Origin of the sequence: Rhizobium sp. S163 (genome assembly GCF_030380805.1) — a bacterium.
Lineage (GTDB): Bacteria > Pseudomonadota > Alphaproteobacteria > Rhizobiales > Rhizobiaceae > Rhizobium.
In genome coordinates, this window is the sequence record NZ_JAUDSA010000007.1 from 155141 (window position 1) to 171071 (window position 15931).

A 15931-nucleotide genomic window follows, 5' to 3' on the forward strand; every position below is an offset into this window, starting at 1 on the left:
GGGAAGCGCTGTCTTGAAATTTGCTTCGCTTCCGATCCATTTCGGTCTCAAGCTGGCCACATCCCTTCTTGCTGTGGCCGGCTCCGTTGTCATTCTCCTTTCTTTGACGCGCCTGATACCGGGTGATCCGGCAACGGTGATCCTAGGGTCGCGAGCGACACCTGAAGCGGTCGCGCTGCTCAATGGCCGGATGGGGCTGGACAAACCTCTCTTCGACCAGGTCATGGGGTTCCTGGCGCGGTTGATTTGCGGCGACCTGGGTCAAGATATCTTCAACGGCCGCCCTGTGTCCTCACTTGTCGCAGCAGCTCTTCCCAACACGGCAGCGCTGGCTATCTGTGCCATTGCCGTTGCTATCATCCTCGGCGTGCCGCTGGCGCTGGTTTCGGCACGCTGTGCCGGTGGCCGGGTCGATCGTCTCATCGCCTTTTTCAGCATCGGCTTCATCTCGACGCCCAGTTTTGTCGTTTCGATCTTCATGCTCATGCTATTTGCCGTGACGCTGCGCTGGTTTCCAGTTCTTGGCGCCGGAGACGATGGAAACATCGCAGACCAGCTTTGGCATCTGGTTCTGCCGACCTTAGCCCTAGCTGCTGGTTGGGTCGGCTACATTGCCCGCCTGCTGCGGTCGTCATTGCTCGAGGTGCTGACCGAGAACCATATCCGCACGTTGCGTGCCTATGGTATCAGTGAAGCAAAAATCTTGATGAAATATGCCCTGAAGCCAGCTGCCTTGCCGACGATAGCAGTGCTCGGCATGGGCTTTGGTGAGCTTTTGGGCGGAGCTGTCTTCGCGGAAGTCATCTTCAATCGGCCGGGACTGGGATCGCTGGTCTATGATGCAATTCGCACCCGCAACTATCCGGTTGTTCAGGGAGGCGTTTTCGTCATCGTTTCTCTTTACGTGCTCACCAACCTGATCAGTGATTTCAGCCAGAGCCTGATTGACCCTCGCGAGCGCACGCGCCTTGTTTCCGGGCGGGCTTAGCGACATGGCAATAATCATCAACCTCTCCCGTCGACCGGGTGGAACGTTTGCCCTTCTTGCCGTGTCTCTGCTGTGTCTCGTCGCGATCGCCGGACCCTTGATTTCGCCCTATGGCCCCAACGCGATCGCCCCGGCAACCCGCCTGATGAGGCCCTCGCTAGAGCACCTGTTTGGTACGGACCAGCTTGGTCGCGATATAATGAGCCGCCTGATATTCGGAACTCGCGTGGCGCTTGGCGTCTCGCTCTCGGTCATTGCCATATCGTTGACCGCGGGTGTCGCACTTGGCGTCCTGTCGGCGTTAGCTCCGCGAGCCGTGGATCTTGTCATCGTGGGAATATTCGACCTCGTTACCTCGTTTCCAAGTATCATTCTCGCCCTTTCGCTCGTGGCGGTCCTGGGACCAGGTCTCGGCAATGTCGTTCTTCTCGTCAGCATCGTCTTCATTCCGCATTTCGGTCGCGTAGCCAGGGCCCAGACAATCGCGATCAAGAACAGCGCCTTCATAGAAGCGGAAAAAGTGCTTGGCGCACAGACGTGGCGGATCGTGCTCCATCACGTCGTTCCGAATATCATTGGCCCGATCTTTGTACTGGCATGCATGGACATTCCTGTTGTGATCACGATCGAGGCAGGTCTGAGCTTCCTCGGCCTCGGCGTGCGGCCGCCACTGGCCAGTTGGGGCAATCTTTTAAATGACGGCTACACCTATCTCGACCAGTCTCCGTGGCTTGCGACTTTTTCCGGCCTCTCATTGATCTTTGCCACCCTGGGCTTTGCACTGCTTGGCGAGGCCATGCGAGACACGCTCGACCCTAAACTGAGGAGGGCCCATTGAAACCCCCTTTGCTCAGCATCGAGAACCTTGGCGTGTCTTATCGCGCCGGCGGTCAATCTACTCACGTCCTTGATGGCGTTGACCTTGAAATCGGCTACGGACAGTCCGTCGGCCTTGTCGGTGAAAGTGGTAGCGGAAAATCGACGATTGCTTTCGCCATTCTCGGACTGCTTGCCGAAAATGCGGAGGTTTCGGCCGGCCGGGTCACCTTCGACGGGCTTGAGCAGAGGCTTGGCACCGCCGACATCGCCCGATTGCGCGGCGCCGATGTTGCGATGATTTTCCAGGATCCGATGACGGCCTTGAACCCAATGTTCACCATCGGTACGCAACTCGTCGACGTCCAGCGGCGACGCTTCCCGAGAGAAGGTCGGCAAGCACTTTGGGCACGCGCTGAAGCCATGCTCACTGACGTTGGTGTGCAGGATGCAGCACAGCGGATGAAGCGCTACCCACATGAATTTTCGGGCGGCATGCGCCAGCGCGTGGTGATTGCCATGGCACTGCTTGTCGAGCCCAAGCTCCTGATCGCCGATGAACCGACCACTGCTCTCGATGCCACCGTGGAGGCGCAGGTGGTCGAGATGCTGCACCGCCTTCGTCGACGCACCTCAGCCTCAATGTTGGTTGTCAGCCATAGCCTGGGTCTGATCGCAGAACTTTGCGACAGCGTCGTGGTCATGTATGCGGGCACGGTTGTCGAAAGCGGGCCGGTCGACAGTGTGCTGCGTCAGCCTCGTCATCCCTACACCCGGGCACTGCTTGCCTGCGAGATCGATCCTTATGTCCCCTTTGATCCTTCAAAGGATCTTGCGACAATTGCCGGCAGCGTGCCCGACCTTTCCCATCGTCCCCCGGGCTGCATCTTTGCCGCGCGCTGTGCGAGCCGCCATGAGCTTTGTCTTGAGAAGCCTCGCACGAAACGTGTGGAGGGTGGTCACGCCTATCGGTGCTGGCTGGAGGCGGCATGATGAATGCCCTGACCTTGAAGGATGCCACGATCCGCTACGGCAGGCTGACGGCAGTTGACGGCGTATCGCTGGAACTGCGCAAGGGAGAAACACTGGGCCTCGTTGGCGAAAGCGGCTGCGGCAAATCCTCACTTGCACGTGCGATTGCAGGGTTGCAACCGCTCGCGGGCGGTTCGCTGTGCGTCGAAGACGGCTTGCGAGCGGACGACACCGGTCAACGTCCCGTGGACCGACGAAGCAAGATCCAGCTGCTTTTCCAGGATCCGGGTGCTTCGTTGTCACCTCGAATGACAGTGCAATCGCTTCTGGCGGAGCCGTTGAAGATCCGCCGTCGACATAACCCGCAAAATTGGGAAAGGATCGTGACGCTTGCGCGCAGCATCGGCCTTGGCGATCAGCTTCTTGAGCGCTACCCTCACCAACTGAGTGGCGGGCAAGCCCGCCGCGTGGCGCTGGTTAGAGCGCTTGCCACGGAGCCCTCGATCATCGTTGCCGATGAACCAACTGCTGGTCTAGACATCTCGGTGCAAGGAGATCTCCTGAACCTGTTGCGCGGCCTGCGCGGCCCTCTTGGGCTCAGCTACTTGCTGATCTCTCACAATCTGAACGTCGTGGGGCGCGTCACCGATCGTGTGGCCGTCATGTATCTCGGTCAGATTGTCGAAACCGGGCCGACTGCCGAGCTCTTCAACGCTCCCGCTCATCCCTATACGCAGGCCTTGTTTTCGGCCAACCTCACACTTGATAGCGCCCGTCGTCGCGAACGCAGGTTGCTGAAGGGCGAAGTGCCAAGCGCCAGCAATCCGCCTTCTGGCTGCCGTTTTCACAAGCGCTGTCCGGTAGCGCAAGCGGTCTGTGCGAGCCAGATCCCCCGCCTTAGACCAGGTCAGAACGATCGCAGCGTGGCATGCCATTTTCCGCTTGCCACTGCTTCAGCCAACTCCTCTCAGGCAATTTCGGGGTAGCCATGCCGAGCAGCCTCGCGATCAAGATCAGCCAAGGCCTCGTAGTCGGCATCGTCGAGCAAAGCGATGTCGCGAAGCGACAGCGTGTCGGTGACATCGGCAAGATCGGGATCCGAGATCGTTTCGGCCAAGGCCTGACGAAGAATACTAAGATTGCTCAACGGGTTCGAAGCCGCGGTGATAAACGGCAGTCCGGGCCCTTTGGCTGTTTCGGCCAAGACCCGAACGCCTGCGACCCGGTCGGGCGAAAAGCGCAATGTGTTGCCGAAAGTGACACAGTCGATCGATGCGACGTCCGCCGTGCCGTGCGTCACCGCATCGATGCTCGCCAGGTGCCCTCCCGTCTCGATCACCGACGAGAAGAAGCGTCCATTGATCGCGTGAGGTGCGACAAGGTGGCGGAAAAGATTGTAGCCCGAATTGCTGCCGGGTTCATTTATTGCGGCACGCTTGCCGCGCAGGTCCGCGATCGTTTCGAATGGCGAGTTGGCGTTGACGACGATGAAGCTACATTTCAGGGGTCCATCACAACCAGGCAGCCCATAGACCGGCGTTGCCACCAGGCGCACCTGCCCGCGCAGTTTGCGGACGTAGGGATAGCCACAGGTCTGGGCAAAAAGCAGATCAGATCGAAGCCACGCCTCGTCATAACGGATGGCCTCGTCCAGCGCCTGTGGAGCTTGCAGGCCAAGCGAGCGGATGCGCGTGCCCAGAGCCTGCCAGAACAGTCTTGTCGCCTGTGCGATCGGTGCGGGGCTGGCATACATGGCAAGGCTGGCAACGGACATGTCGGATGCTCCAGAAAATCGATCAAAATTCTATGCACCTCTTCTTTTCCGACCTCAATGTGGTTTCGTCCAGCAAAGGATATCGATGATGGTCCCGGCACAAACTGAAATGACATGCGATGTCCTTATTGTTGGCGGTGGTCCTGCCGGATGCTGGGCTGCGATCGAGGCGGCGGCAAATGGGGCCAAGGTCGTGCTCGTCGACAAGGGCTATTGTGGCAGCTCCGGTGCCACGGCGGCTGCAGGAACGCAGATCTGGTACGTTCCTCCAGATGCCAGCGAGCGCGAGAGCGCCATGGCAAGCCGCGAGGCAATGGGTGGGTTTCTTTCTGAACGCGCATGGATGGCACCTGTGCTCGACCGCACCTATGAAAGCGTCAACAGGCTCGCGGACTGGGGTTATCCCTTTCCCGTCGACGAGACCGGGAAGCAGCAGCGTATTTCGGTTCAGGGTCCCGAATACATGCGCCTGATGCGGCGCCGGGCAAAGAACGGTGGTGTGACGATCCTCGACCACCACCCGGCGACGCGGCTGTTGATCGACGACGGCGCGGTCGTCGGCGCTACCGGCCTTCGTCAGCAGGAGGGTGGTCTTTGGACCGTACGCGCCGGCGCTGTCGTACTTGCGGCGGGCGGTTGTGCCTTCAAGAGCGGAGCGCTCGGGTGCAATGTTTTGACAGGCGACGGTTACCTGATGGGCGCGGAAGCGGGTGCTGAGCTGTCAGGAATGGAGTTTTCGTCCGCCTATGCGATCTCGCCGGCCTTCGCGTCGATCACAAAGACCGCGCTTTATCGCTTTGCCAGTTTCTATCGGGAAGACCGGACACTAATCGAGGGCGCCGGCTCTGCGCGCGGCCGCTCGATCATAGCCCGAACACTTCTTAAGGAGCGCGTCTATGCGCGCCTCGACCTTGTCGACCAGGAGGAAACCAAGGAGATCCTGCGGCGTGCGCAACCGAACTTCTTCGTACCCTTTGATCGCAGAGGCATCGATCCGTTTCGTGACTTCTTCGAGATCAGGCTTCGACTTGAAGGAACTGTGCGCGGTACGGGAGGACTGACACTAAGCGGCCTTGACTGCGCTACGACGGTCCGTGGTCTTTATGCCGCGGGCGACAATGCGACGCGAGAACCGATTTGTGGCGGGTTCACGGGTGGGGGAAGCCACAACGCTGGATGGGCGATAGCGACGGGCTCATTCGCCGGCACCTCGGCAGCTATCCATGCGTTGCGCCAGCCCGCCACGTCCACCGGTCGACATGTCGCGCTTGCGCGGCAACATCACACTGCAATCGAACCAGCCGACATTATCAAGGCAGTACAGGCCGAGGTCTTCCCGCTCGATATCAACTACTTCCGCACGCATGCCGGCCTCACTGCCTCGCTGGAGACATTGGATCGACTTTGGGAGGAGGTCTCACTTGCGCAGGCGGACGATAACGAGCGCGCTCTTTGCCTGCGCGAGGCGCAGGCGATGCTCGCCACGGCGCGCTTCATGTATCGGGCTGCCATTGCACGCACTGAGACCCGTGGCATGCATCGTCGGGACGATTTTCCAGGACAGGATACCACTCAACATCATCGGCTCATCGTGAGCGGCCTCGACCAGGTTGTCGTCAGACCGTCCGCAATCGATCCCGGCGAGTACAGCGAGGCTGCAGAATAATGATAGAGCTGCTTGACCAGGAAGCCTGCACGGATTGCAATTTGTGCGTCAAGGTCTGCCCGACGAACGTCTTTGAAGCTGTTGCGGACGGGCCGCCCGTCATTGCCCGGCAGGACCGTTGCCAGACATGCTTCATGTGCGAGCTATACTGTCCTGTCGACGCCCTCTACGTCGATCCCGACGCCGCGGTTGTTCACGGCCGGACGATAGAAGACGTTCGGCGAGATGGTCTGCTGGGAAGCTACCGAAAGGCGATTGGCTGGCACAAGGACACGCGTGATCGGCGTCACGTTGATGATCACTTTCGTTTGCCACAATGACGGCAAGAGGGTTGGAGCGATCGCCGACGGGCAAGTGCCACCATTGCCGGTTCGTTCCTCAAGCGACCGGATCACCTGACCGTCCTGCAAAGACCGCTCAATTCGGATGACCCGGGTTGAAGTGCTCGCGAAGGCCCGAGCACTGGCATGTTCAATGATCGTCGCGATGCAGAGATGTTTCAGAACTGTCGCTCAAGCAAGCGCCCAACGGCAGCCAGTCTCGTCGAAAGGTTACTGCAGCCGCCATGGTACGGCGCCTCGAAGCCAGGCGGTCTATGCTTGGCTTTGAGCGTAAATCTTGGCAATGTTGGGCCTGTCCAGCTCGGCGGCGACACGTCCAGATTCCATCAAGACAGCCCGATCGCACATGTGGGCGACAACGCCTGGGTCGTGACTGACGAGGACCAGCGTCATGCGGTTCGTCGTCTTAAGCTCATTTAGCAAGTTCAGGATTTCCGCCTGGACCGATACATCGAGAGCAGAGGTCGGCTCATCGAGCAACAGGAGCCTTGGCTCGAGCAGGAGCGCCCGGGCAATGGCCACCCTCTGGCGTTGCCCCCCTGAAAGCTGGTGCGGGTATCGGTCGGCTGCAGCCTGCGGAAGTCCCACTTGATCGAGGAGATCGCGCACACGCTGTGTCGCATCAGCAACGCGCCTAATTGCGAGCGGCTCCCCGAGAATGCGGGAGATCCGATGACGCGGATGCAAGGAGGAGTAGGGATCCTGGAATACCATCTGAATATTGTCGCGCTGGGCGCCAGTAATTTTCTGGCCGGGCGTCAATGCAGTGCCGAACACCGAGATGGAGCCCTGCCAGTTGGTGTTGAGGCCGGCCACGGCCCTCAGTATCGTTGTCTTGCCGCAGCCTGACGGGCCAATCAGGCCGAACGTCTCGCCCTCCGCGACTTCAAGGCTCGCGCCGCGAACGGCCGCATATCCCTTCCCGCCGTTTTGAAATGTCACTGACAGGTCGGCAATCGACAAGGCGATCATTCGTCGCCTCCGTAGACCGGAAGGCGCGTCCGGTAGGTCTCGGCGCTCGGGCGGGCTGCCCAAAGAGCGCGGGTATAGCCGGAGCGGGCGCTTGCAAGATCGACCGACGCCATCTCCTCCTCGATCACGCCGCGCCGCATCACGATTACGCGGTCTGCATACCGGGAGACCTGTTTCAGATCGTGACTGATCAATAGCAAGCCCATGCCAAACTCTTCGCTCAACGTTCTCAAGAGCGTCAGGATCTGGTCCTGCAGCTCCTTGTCCAACGCCGAGGTTGGTTCGTCAGCAATCAGCAGCTTAGGCCTGTTGGCCAGCATCGAGGCGATCATTACACGTTGTCCCATCCCGCCCGATAGGGTCGCCGGATAGCTGGAGTAGATGCGCTTCGGATCGGCTAGTCCGACCTTGTTGAGCATATCGAGTGCTTTCTCGCGTCGTTCGGCAGAAGACAGATTTGCGTGCAGGAGAAGCGTTTCCTCCACTTGCCGGCCAATCCTGTGTGCCGGGTTCAACGAATACTTCGGATCCTGAAGGATCAGGCCCATTTTGTTGCCACGCAGTCGGTTCCATTCTCTACTGGAAAGCGTCAGCAGGTCGCGCCCCTCGAAGACAAGTCGCTTGGCAGCCACGCGCGCATTTGCAGGCAAAAGTCCCATGATTGCGCGACCCGTCATCGACTTCCCCGAGCCAGATTCGCCAACCAGGGCAACGATCTCGCGTCCGACGGTAAAGGTGATGTCGTTGACGACTTGCGACATTCCCTTCGCCGACGGGAACGCGATCGAGAGGCCATCAACATGAAGCAACGGTTCAGTCATGACGCGGATCCAGTACGTCGCGCAGGCCATCAGCCAGCAGATTGAAGGCGAAGGAAGTGATCAGGATGGCAAACCCCGGCACGGCTGCTACCCACCACTGGTCGAAAATTACCTGTGTGCCTTCAGAAACCATGGATCCCCACTCGGCCGTTGGTGGACGAACTCCGAGACCAAGGAACCCGAGACCCGCGGCCGCAAGGATAATGCCGGAGAGATCGAGGGCCAGGCGGATGATTGCCGAGGGCAGGACCAGTGGCAGTACATGGCCCCAGAGCAACCGAACGCCGGAAATGCCGACCATCTCTGCCGCTGCCAGGTAATCGCTACGTCCAAGTGCGCTCGTTTCCACGCGCGCCTGCCGGGCATAAGCGGGCCAGCTTGTCAAAGCCAAAGCCAGAGCGCCGTTGATCAACCCAGGTCCCATGATCGCGACGAATGCAAAGGCCAACAGCAACCGGGGGAAGGACATCACGATATCCGTTATTCGCATCAAAATGCGTTCGACAACGCCACCGAAGTAGCCGGCAACTATGCCGACGACAATACCGAGCGGCGCCATCAGTGCCACGACTACGAGAACCAGCAAGAGCGTTGGCCGCGTGCCGTAGATGATGCGCGAAAGAATGTCGCGACCGAAGCCGTCGGTTCCAAACCAGTGGGTGGCATCGGGCGGCATCAAGCGGGAGGCCACCTGCTGGAAATCAGGATCATAAGGTGCAATCAACGGAGCAAAGACAGCAAGGAAGAGGAAGAAGAGGATGAGCGTGCCGCCGGCAGTCGCTGCCGGTGAACGTAATGCGCGTCTCATCAATGGCGCGTCATCCAGCGACGCGTGGAAGGAGAAGGTCATCTTGTCTTACGTGCTCCAAGCCAAGTCACGCCAATGTCGGTCAGAGCGTTGAGGAGCACGAAGGCGGCGCCCACAACCAGCGTCGCGCCTAGGATCGCGGGCATGTCCCCGGCAAACATGGCCGTGGTCAGATATCGTCCTATGCCGGGCCACGCAAAAACGGTCTCGGTCAGTACCGCGCCTTCCAACAGGCTTGCATAGGAAAGGGCGACAACAGTCAGTATCGTGCCAAAGAGGTTGGGCAGGACATGAACGAATACGACACGCCAAAGCCCCGCCCCCTTCGCGCGCGCGGTCGTAACATATTCCTGGCCAAGCTCGGTGATGATCGAAGCGCGCGTCAAACGCGAGATCGCCGCAATTGAATGGAGCGCCAGCACGCCTGCTGGCAGTGCGAGGTGTGCGATAGCATCGACAAATGCGCCCGCCTTGCCGGAAATCAAGGTGTCGACCAAAGCGAACCCTGTGACCGGTTTGACGGTGTACTGGAAAACGACATCCGCCCTGCCCGGTCCCGGCGCCCAGTGCAGCCGGGCATAAAAAAGGAGCAGCATCAGGAGGCCGAGCCAGAAGATCGGCACCGAATATCCAACCAGGGAGACAAGGCGACATAGGCTGTCGATCCAGGTACCCCGTCGCATCGCTGCAGCGATCCCGAGCGCCAGACCAAGGCCAGCGCCAATCAATATCGCAACTGTCGCAAGTTCGACCGTTGCGGGAAACGTGCGGGCGATGTCCTTGGCGACGGGCTGCCCCGTCGAAATGGACTGGCCGAGATTGCCCGACAAGGCCGTACCGAGATAGTGGAGGAATTGTATCGGAAGCGCCTGATCGAGCCCCAGCTCCTGGCGTGCCTGCTGGTAGGTCGACTGACTGGCATGATCACCCACGAGCTGCAGTGCCGGATCGATCGGCGATAATCGGGTCATGGCAAATGTCACCAGTGTCAGTCCCAGCAATGTGAGGGCAACGGACCATGCCCATCTCACGAGTGACACCATCAAAGACAACTCCCGCCAGCCTTGTCGCTGACGGGAGTTGTCGGTGTCGATAGGTGCTTTGATTGCCGTTTGCGGCACTTATTTCTCTACCTTGTCGTAATAGACCTGGTCCGCGTTAAGACCCTGGGCATAGTTCTTTATCTTGTCGCTTAGCACGACCTGGTCGTTACCCTGAAGCGTAAAGATGTAAGGTGAGCTCTGCTGGATCTTCTTTTGGAGGTCCTCATAGAGGGCGACACGCTTGGCGGCATCCTGCTCCTTCACAGCCGACAGCGTTTCGGCGGTCAGTTCCGGAATGAGCCAGCCGGCCTGCTTAGCTACCGTATTGGCCGAATTGTCCTTGTTGATGGCAAAGGCACTCGCATTGGAGTGGGCGTCGAAGTAGTCCGGGATCCAGTAGCGCAAGGTCATTTCGAACTTTCCGGCACGGCCGCGCGCATAAATGTCGCTTGCGACGCCCGGCTGAATGTCGAGCGTCACACCTGCCTGCGCAAAGGTTGATTGCAGCGACTGAGCGATCGAAAGGAATGGCTGGTCGTTGAAAACGATGAACTCGATCTTCAACGGCGTCTTTATCCCACCGTCAGCCAGGATCTTCTTTGCTTTCTCGACATTGAGCGTGAAAGGGTTGTCAGTCAGCGCACCAGGAAAGCCAACTGGCAGGAATGCCTGATGGACGCTGCTTTGCCCGCGCAGAAGGCTTTTGGAAATACCGTCGTAGTCGACAAGATATCGTGCAGCTTCCCAAAAGGCCGGGTTGCCGAGAGTGGGGTTGGCCTTGCTGTTGATGAGGATGTAGTCCGTGCGAGCCGAGGGGACCGCCAGAACCTTGATCCCGCTCTTGGTCTTCAGCGCTTCGATCTGGTCGGCCGACAAGCCTCTTGCAATATCGGCATCTCCCTGTTCGACGAGCAGTCGGCGAGCGCCCACATTAGGAACGTTTCGGATGATGATGTTTTCGAGCTTCGGCTTGTCTGAAGACTGTGCATTTGCCTGCAGCACCAGCGCCTCGTGCGGCGTGTAATTGGCAATGACGAATGCGCCGCTGCCGGCGGAGTTGATCTTCAGCCATTCATTTCCGAAGTCATTGCCCTTGATTTGCGCAGAGACGGTTTGCTCATCGACAATCGAGGCTATTGGCGCGGTCAACAGAGAAAGCGCAAATCCCGTGCCGACATCAGCCGTCCAGGTCAGCTTGACATGCTTGTCATCCAGTTTCGTCACAGCGGCATCGACGTTGTCTGCAGTCCAGCCGAATTCATTCAGGATGAATGCTGGCGATTTGTTGAGCTTGACCGCGCGTGTCAGCGAAAAGATGACATCTTCCGGACGAACGGGGTTGCCAGATGCAAATTTGGCATCGGCGATCGCAAATGTCAGGCTCTTGCCGTCGCTTCCTGCTTCCCACGATGTGGCCAGCGCCGGCTCGATCTTTGTCCCGTCGTCTCGGTTGGACTGTACGAGGCGCTGATAGAGATTGTTGAAGGACTGAACGGTTGTCAGCTCGAAGCCTTCGGCCGGATCAAAGCTGACTGCGTCGTCGATCGACTGGGCGACAACCAGCGTGTCATCAGGTGTTGCGGCAAAGCTGGCCAATGGCAAGACGGCTACGGAAAAAACGGCGCCTAGCAGGGCGGCCCGGAAAGATCTCAACGACACCTTTAAACTCCTAAATTATGTTCACTTGCCGACCCCGGCGGGATTTGACCGTTCGTGCAGCCGGCAATCTAAAAGGAAGCATGGTTTTCAGCAGGCGCAATCGTTGCGATTTTCTCTAAAGAGCGAGAATATTTTTCCATTTCGCTCATTACATCGGATCGGGCCCCCGATCGACGGTTCATTCGTTAGATTACATAGTCCGGCTCTGTCATAACCTGATCCATCGTAACGCCTGGAAGCGAGGCATGCCGCTGCCCGATCGGTCGCGCAGGAACGCCGACCACTGAGGTATACGGCTCAACTGGTGAAACGACCACGCTGCCCGCGCCGACCTTCGCACCGATGCCAATCTCGATATTGCCGAGAACTTTCGCGCCCGCCCCGATCAGCGCGCCACGTCGGACTTTAGGATGGCGGTCGCCGGTTTGCTTGCCGGTGCCGCCCAGCGTTACGTCCTGAAGAATGGAGACCTCGTCTTCGATCACCGCGGTCTCGCCGATGACGAGCCCGCCACCATGATCGAGCATGATACCACGGCCCATCACGGCAGCAGGATGGATGTCGATGGACAGAACTTCCGAGATCCGGCTTTGGATGTGCCGCGCCAGGTGGCGCCGCCCGTCGTCCCAAAGCCAGTGAGCCACACGGTGGCCTTGGAGCGCGCTGAACCCTTTGAAATACAAAAACGGCGTGAGCAGCTCGTTGTTGCTCGGATCGCGGTCCTTGATTGCCAAGAGGTCCGCTGCTGCCGCACCGAGAAGGCCGGGGCGACTGGTGTAGGCTCCGTAGATCAGCGCCAGCAGTTCATCGCGATCGACGTCATGATCGGCGAGTTTGATTGCCAGGCGATGCGATAGCGCATGTCCGAAGCTTGGATGCATCAGAACGGCAGAGTTCATCGCCCGGGTCAGAGCTGCATCTCTTGCCGAGGCGGCATGAGCTTCACCTTGCAGGTTGCTCCAGATCCTTGCGGTTTCACCGCGGGCTGCGTCATCGACGGGCAAGAAGACGAGCTTGCTCTCCAGTCCCGGCATGTTCACTCCTCCACATTGCAACAAAGTTATCGGTCTGCTGGCTGGTCCAGAAGATGAAGGAGATCTGAATGGTGTCTGGCCGCGACATCGGGATGGGAGCGCAGCCGGCTTTTCAAGTTGTTGAGGCCAACCTCACGAAAGATCGGATTCAATGGATCGACCGTTACCCCGCGCTCGCTGCGCCTCAGTTCGTCTGGTAACGTGATCAAGGGAATTGTCGCATCGTAACGGGCGCCAAGAAAGAATGCGACGGAATAGCGCTCGGTGCCCGACGGTGGAGTGACGACGTCATGGACATCAGCGCGCACGAAACCGTTGGTCGCCAGTTCCAGCAACTCGCCAGTGTTCATGACGAATGTACCGGGAACCGGTGGTGCCTCGATCCACAGCCCCTCTTCCGTGCGAATGCGCAGGCCAGGCGTCTCGTCTTGCAGCAGGACGGTGACGAACCCGCCGTCCTTGTGGGCGCCGACACCTTGCGCGCTGCCGGTATTCTCACGGCCCGGATAGCGGATGATCTTCAGCAGCTGCGAGGGTGATGGTTCGTAAATGTCAGCGAAGACGGTTTCGGCCTGACCGAGTGAAACTGCGATCGCCTTCAGCACATCGATGCCGAGGCGCGTAACCTCCGCCTGATAGCGCAACAACAGAGGCTTGAGTTCGGGCAAAGCCTGTGGCCATTGGTTTGGCCCATGAAGCCGGCGCCACGGAGCATCGGCGGTCGCAGCAACAGGCTCGCCTTCCGTGTTGATGTCGAGCTGCTCACGCCAATCCTGCTCCCCACGGGTGCGCTCGTAACCAGCACGATTGTAGCCACGGAAATTTGACGACTTGACCATCTCGATCGACAGCTTCTCGTCTTCGCTCAGAGCAAAAAACCGTTTGGAAGCGGCCAGCACATCATCAATCAGCGTTTGTGGCACCCCGTGACCCGTCAGGTAAAAGAAACCATGATCGTGCAAGGTTCGCGTCAGGGTCCGAATGAATTTCGAACGATCATCGGCAGCGCCATAGAACTGAGAGAAATCGATGGTGGGCAGATGGGTTGGGGCGCGCTTAATGGCCGATCTATGCCCCTTGATCGGCTATCGGTTCACGGTGTCTCATCGCTCTGATTCAGCCTTAAGGCCAGTAACCCGGACCTGTTCCCCAGTGGTAGCGCCCGTATTCAAGCAATTGATCATCGGCTTCATGGTCGCGCGAAACACCGGTGCGTTTTTCCACCGGCTCAGCACATCGTGCGAGGAACGCTTCGAACCCTACTTTCAAGCGATGGATGAAGTTCTGTGTCATGCCAGCCTCTCGTCTTCAAAGTTCGTTTCCAACTGCCCCTATTTTGTCGACAAAAATGGTAGATTACAGAAATTACTGTTCTCTTTTGGCTGCGAGGGGGGAAAATCCAACCGCTTTCGCCCTGCTCTTGGGTGGCACGAAGCAGCGTCTCAAGATCCTTGGTCAGACCAGGTAGCATCGCCCGCCCGCGGTACTAAGCAATAGGCTTGGCTTGGCCTCTAATCTGCGTAGAAACGTTGTAATTGATCCTAACGGATGTTCAGCCGTCCTGCCGATGCCGATGCCGATGCCGATGCCGCTGGCGCGTTTGGCCTAGTGAGCGGATCAACCGGGGCCGGTAATGGTCCAGCGCATTGAGCCGTGACCCGGCGAAACGTATTGGTGGCGAGGCGCTCGCGCCATTCGATCTTGCAGTCGGCGCCAGGTGCTCCAGATAAGGCAGTTCGATAAGACGCAATGAAAGAATTGATGACCCCATCTGATACTACCAAGTCCAACAAGACGTTTTATGCCAGGCTTTTGGCGGGTCTCGGCGGATTTCTCGCCGCAGCGCTCTCGCTTGGACTATCGCTTTACGAAGCGCGTACGGCGGGCGAGATCAAGGAGGCGGCAGTCGACACAGGGCGCCCACACGATCGGCGTGCGCCCGGAGCATGTCCAGCTTTCGATGGAGAGCGGCGAGTGGAAGGGCAAGGTCGTGGTCGCCGAACATCTCGGCTCCGACACCTTCCTGCATGTCAACGTCGAGGGCATCGGCCAGATGACGGCACGCGGCGACGGCAGCTTCCCGGCCAAGGCCGGCGACACCGTTTACCTGACCGCAGACAAGGCCCGCATTCACAGGTTCAACGAGCAGGGCCTCGCCATCTGAGCAATGCATCCGGGGTGAGGAAGAACGCGCGTGCCGGCTGATTGTCATTCCCGGCAAGATATCGTGGCGCTTGGCAGCGTGGCTTCACCGACAAAGCCTGTATGCTAAGCGCGGTGGCAGGAGGGCCAGCCGCGTTGATAGGTACCATCGTGACACGACAATCGATGGCCAGAGCGGATCTCGTGTGTTTTCTTCGCAAGCCTTGAGACCGCCTGGAAGTCACGTGATCAATCCACGAAGACTTCTGCCATGGCCTTCAAAATCAAAACCGCGGACGCTGCTCCGGGATCGACATGGCCGAGTGAGCGCTCCCCCAAACGAGCGGCCCGGCCGCGTACCGCGACCATCGAACGTGTGGCTGCAGCGCCGCTTTCGCCCGCGGCCGTGATATCGCGCCAGAGTTCGCCAGGTCCGCTTTCGCGCTCCAGAGCTGCGACGCCGGCCTCTGCTGCGGGGATCCAGGTGTCGAGCATTGTCTTGTCGCCGCGCTGTCCCTTCCCGCGCTCCTGTATTCCAACGGTTATCGCTTGCAACATGGCGACCTGGCCAGCGGCATCAAGAGACTGGCGCGCTTCAAGCGTCTTTGCCGCACGCAGGAAGGCCGTAGCATATAACGGTCCGGTCGACGCCCCGACGGCGTTCAGGAACACGGACGCGGCTGTGGTCATCACGGCTGACGGAAGCAGGTCCTCGAAATCGGATCGCGCCAGCTCACTGGCCACGGCGCCAAACCCGAGCATCATCGTGATACCATGGTCGGCATCACCGATCGCGCCGTCCAGTTCGGTCAGATAGTCCTTTTCGGCGGCAATCAGGTTCGATATCCGGTTGAACATCTGGTTGAGTTTGCGCGCATCATTCTCTTGCATTGAT

Annotated in this window: 16 protein-coding genes and 1 pseudogene; 7 read left to right on the forward strand and 10 right to left on the reverse strand. The window is 59.2% G+C overall.

The genetic code is table 11. From position 1 onward, the window contains the following. The first annotated feature begins 13 nt into the window (after nucleotides 1–13). The 4 genes from QTL96_RS09380 to QTL96_RS09395 are packed head-to-tail and all read left to right on the forward strand — an operon-like array spanning nucleotide 14 to nucleotide 3762. The gene (locus QTL96_RS09380) at nucleotides 14–988 is read left to right on the forward strand and encodes an ABC transporter permease (protein WP_289727550.1); all 975 of its coding nucleotides are present in this window, start codon (nucleotides 14–16) and stop codon (nucleotides 986–988) included. After that, nucleotides 969–1826 (forward strand): ABC transporter permease, encoded by an 858-nt coding sequence (locus QTL96_RS09385; RefSeq protein ID WP_289727551.1) that lies wholly within the window; start codon nucleotides 969–971, stop codon nucleotides 1824–1826. Before QTL96_RS09380 ends, QTL96_RS09385 begins: the two co-directional genes overlap by 20 nt. Beyond that, a complete protein-coding gene (locus QTL96_RS09390) occupies nucleotides 1823–2797 on the forward strand; it encodes an ABC transporter ATP-binding protein (RefSeq protein ID WP_289727552.1) in 975 nt (324 codons plus the stop codon). Before QTL96_RS09385 ends, QTL96_RS09390 begins: the two co-directional genes overlap by 4 nt. Then, nucleotides 2794–3762 (forward strand): oligopeptide/dipeptide ABC transporter ATP-binding protein, encoded by a 969-nt coding sequence (locus QTL96_RS09395; RefSeq protein WP_289727553.1) that lies wholly within the window; start codon nucleotides 2794–2796, stop codon nucleotides 3760–3762. Before QTL96_RS09390 ends, QTL96_RS09395 begins: the two co-directional genes overlap by 4 nt. On the opposite strand, the gene QTL96_RS09400 is transcribed toward QTL96_RS09395, so the two are convergent. After that, nucleotides 3744–4550 (reverse strand): PhnD/SsuA/transferrin family substrate-binding protein, encoded by an 807-nt coding sequence (locus QTL96_RS09400; protein ID WP_289727554.1) that lies wholly within the window; start codon nucleotides 4548–4550, stop codon nucleotides 3744–3746. The two genes, QTL96_RS09395 and QTL96_RS09400, sit on opposite strands and share 19 nt — an antisense overlap. An 88-nt stretch (nucleotides 4551–4638) precedes the next feature. Between QTL96_RS09400 and QTL96_RS09405 the strand changes: the two genes are divergently transcribed. Both QTL96_RS09405 and QTL96_RS09410 read left to right on the forward strand, forming a co-directional pair. Continuing rightward, nucleotides 4639–6216 carry an FAD-binding protein gene (locus tag QTL96_RS09405; protein ID WP_289727555.1) on the forward strand — a complete coding sequence of 526 codons (1578 nt, stop codon included), beginning with the start codon at nucleotides 4639–4641 and terminating at the stop codon, nucleotides 6214–6216. Beyond that, nucleotides 6216–6536, forward strand: coding sequence for a ferredoxin family protein (locus tag QTL96_RS09410; protein WP_112821986.1), 321 nt, complete (start codon nucleotides 6216–6218; stop codon nucleotides 6534–6536). The genes QTL96_RS09405 and QTL96_RS09410 overlap by 1 nt, the downstream gene beginning before the upstream one ends. 273 nt (nucleotides 6537–6809) lie before the next feature. On the opposite strand, the gene QTL96_RS09415 is transcribed toward QTL96_RS09410, so the two are convergent. The 8 genes from QTL96_RS09415 to QTL96_RS09450 form a co-directional block, all read right to left on the reverse strand. Then, the gene (locus QTL96_RS09415; protein WP_289727556.1) at nucleotides 6810–7529 is read right to left on the reverse strand and encodes an ABC transporter ATP-binding protein; all 720 of its coding nucleotides are present in this window, start codon (nucleotides 7527–7529) and stop codon (nucleotides 6810–6812) included. Next, nucleotides 7526–8350 (reverse strand): ABC transporter ATP-binding protein, encoded by an 825-nt coding sequence (locus QTL96_RS09420; protein WP_289727557.1) that lies wholly within the window; start codon nucleotides 8348–8350, stop codon nucleotides 7526–7528. The genes QTL96_RS09415 and QTL96_RS09420 overlap by 4 nt, the downstream gene beginning before the upstream one ends. Continuing rightward, on the reverse strand, nucleotides 8343–9200 hold the full coding sequence (locus QTL96_RS09425) for an ABC transporter permease (RefSeq protein ID WP_113197730.1): 858 nt from the start codon (nucleotides 9198–9200) through the stop codon (nucleotides 8343–8345). Before QTL96_RS09425 ends, QTL96_RS09420 begins: the two co-directional genes overlap by 8 nt. Next, nucleotides 9197–10279, reverse strand: coding sequence for an ABC transporter permease (locus QTL96_RS09430; protein WP_289727558.1), 1083 nt, complete (start codon nucleotides 10277–10279; stop codon nucleotides 9197–9199). Before QTL96_RS09430 ends, QTL96_RS09425 begins: the two co-directional genes overlap by 4 nt. Next, entirely contained in the window at nucleotides 10280–11860 is a 1581-nt protein-coding gene (locus QTL96_RS09435; RefSeq protein WP_289727559.1) for an ABC transporter substrate-binding protein, read from the reverse strand. A gap of 185 nt (nucleotides 11861–12045) precedes the next feature. Continuing rightward, nucleotides 12046–12894, reverse strand: a complete 849-nt coding sequence (cysE, locus tag QTL96_RS09440) for a serine O-acetyltransferase (protein ID WP_289727560.1) — start codon at nucleotides 12892–12894, stop codon at nucleotides 12046–12048. A 26-nt stretch (nucleotides 12895–12920) separates the two neighbouring features. Continuing rightward, a complete protein-coding gene (locus QTL96_RS09445; RefSeq protein WP_289727644.1) occupies nucleotides 12921–13955 on the reverse strand; it encodes a 2-oxoglutarate and iron-dependent oxygenase domain-containing protein in 1035 nt (344 codons plus the stop codon). Nucleotides 13956–14016: 61 nt separating this feature from the next. Further along, nucleotides 14017–14187: a hypothetical protein gene (locus QTL96_RS09450; RefSeq protein WP_289727561.1), complete on the reverse strand. Its 171-nt coding sequence runs from the start codon at nucleotides 14185–14187 to the stop codon at nucleotides 14017–14019. Nucleotides 14188–14809: 622 nt separating this feature from the next. Between QTL96_RS09450 and QTL96_RS09455 the strand changes: the two are divergent. Continuing rightward, nucleotides 14810–15058: pseudogene (locus QTL96_RS09455) on the forward strand (TOBE domain-containing protein); the annotation flags it as partial. Between the two features lie 227 nt (nucleotides 15059–15285). On the opposite strand, the gene dhaL reads toward QTL96_RS09455, so the two are convergent. Next, nucleotides 15286–15927, reverse strand: a complete 642-nt coding sequence (gene dhaL, locus QTL96_RS09460) for a dihydroxyacetone kinase subunit DhaL (protein WP_289727562.1) — start codon at nucleotides 15925–15927, stop codon at nucleotides 15286–15288. Nucleotides 15928–15931: the final 4 nt, after the last annotated feature.

Bases quoted from the DNA above. Each gene is read 5' to 3' on its own strand.
- QTL96_RS09395 (WP_289727553.1), top strand. From the start codon at position 2,794: ATGATGAATGCCCTGACCTTGAAGGATGCCACGATCCGCTACGGCAGG.
- QTL96_RS09400 (WP_289727554.1), bottom strand. From the start codon at position 4,550: ATGTCCGTTGCCAGCCTTGCCATGTATGCCAGCCCCGCACCGATCGCA.
- QTL96_RS09405 (WP_289727555.1), top strand. From the start codon at position 4,639: ATGGTCCCGGCACAAACTGAAATGACATGCGATGTCCTTATTGTTGGC.
- QTL96_RS09410 (WP_112821986.1), top strand. From the start codon at position 6,216: ATGATAGAGCTGCTTGACCAGGAAGCCTGCACGGATTGCAATTTGTGC.
- QTL96_RS09415 (WP_289727556.1), bottom strand. From the start codon at position 7,529: ATGATCGCCTTGTCGATTGCCGACCTGTCAGTGACATTTCAAAACGGC.
- QTL96_RS09420 (WP_289727557.1), bottom strand. From the start codon at position 8,350: ATGACTGAACCGTTGCTTCATGTTGATGGCCTCTCGATCGCGTTCCCG.
- QTL96_RS09425 (WP_113197730.1), bottom strand. From the start codon at position 9,200: ATGACCTTCTCCTTCCACGCGTCGCTGGATGACGCGCCATTGATGAGA.
- cysE (WP_289727560.1), bottom strand. From the start codon at position 12,894: ATGCCGGGACTGGAGAGCAAGCTCGTCTTCTTGCCCGTCGATGACGCA.
- QTL96_RS09450 (WP_289727561.1), bottom strand. From the start codon at position 14,187: ATGACACAGAACTTCATCCATCGCTTGAAAGTAGGGTTCGAAGCGTTC.
- dhaL (WP_289727562.1), bottom strand. From the start codon at position 15,927: ATGCAAGAGAATGATGCGCGCAAACTCAACCAGATGTTCAACCGGATA.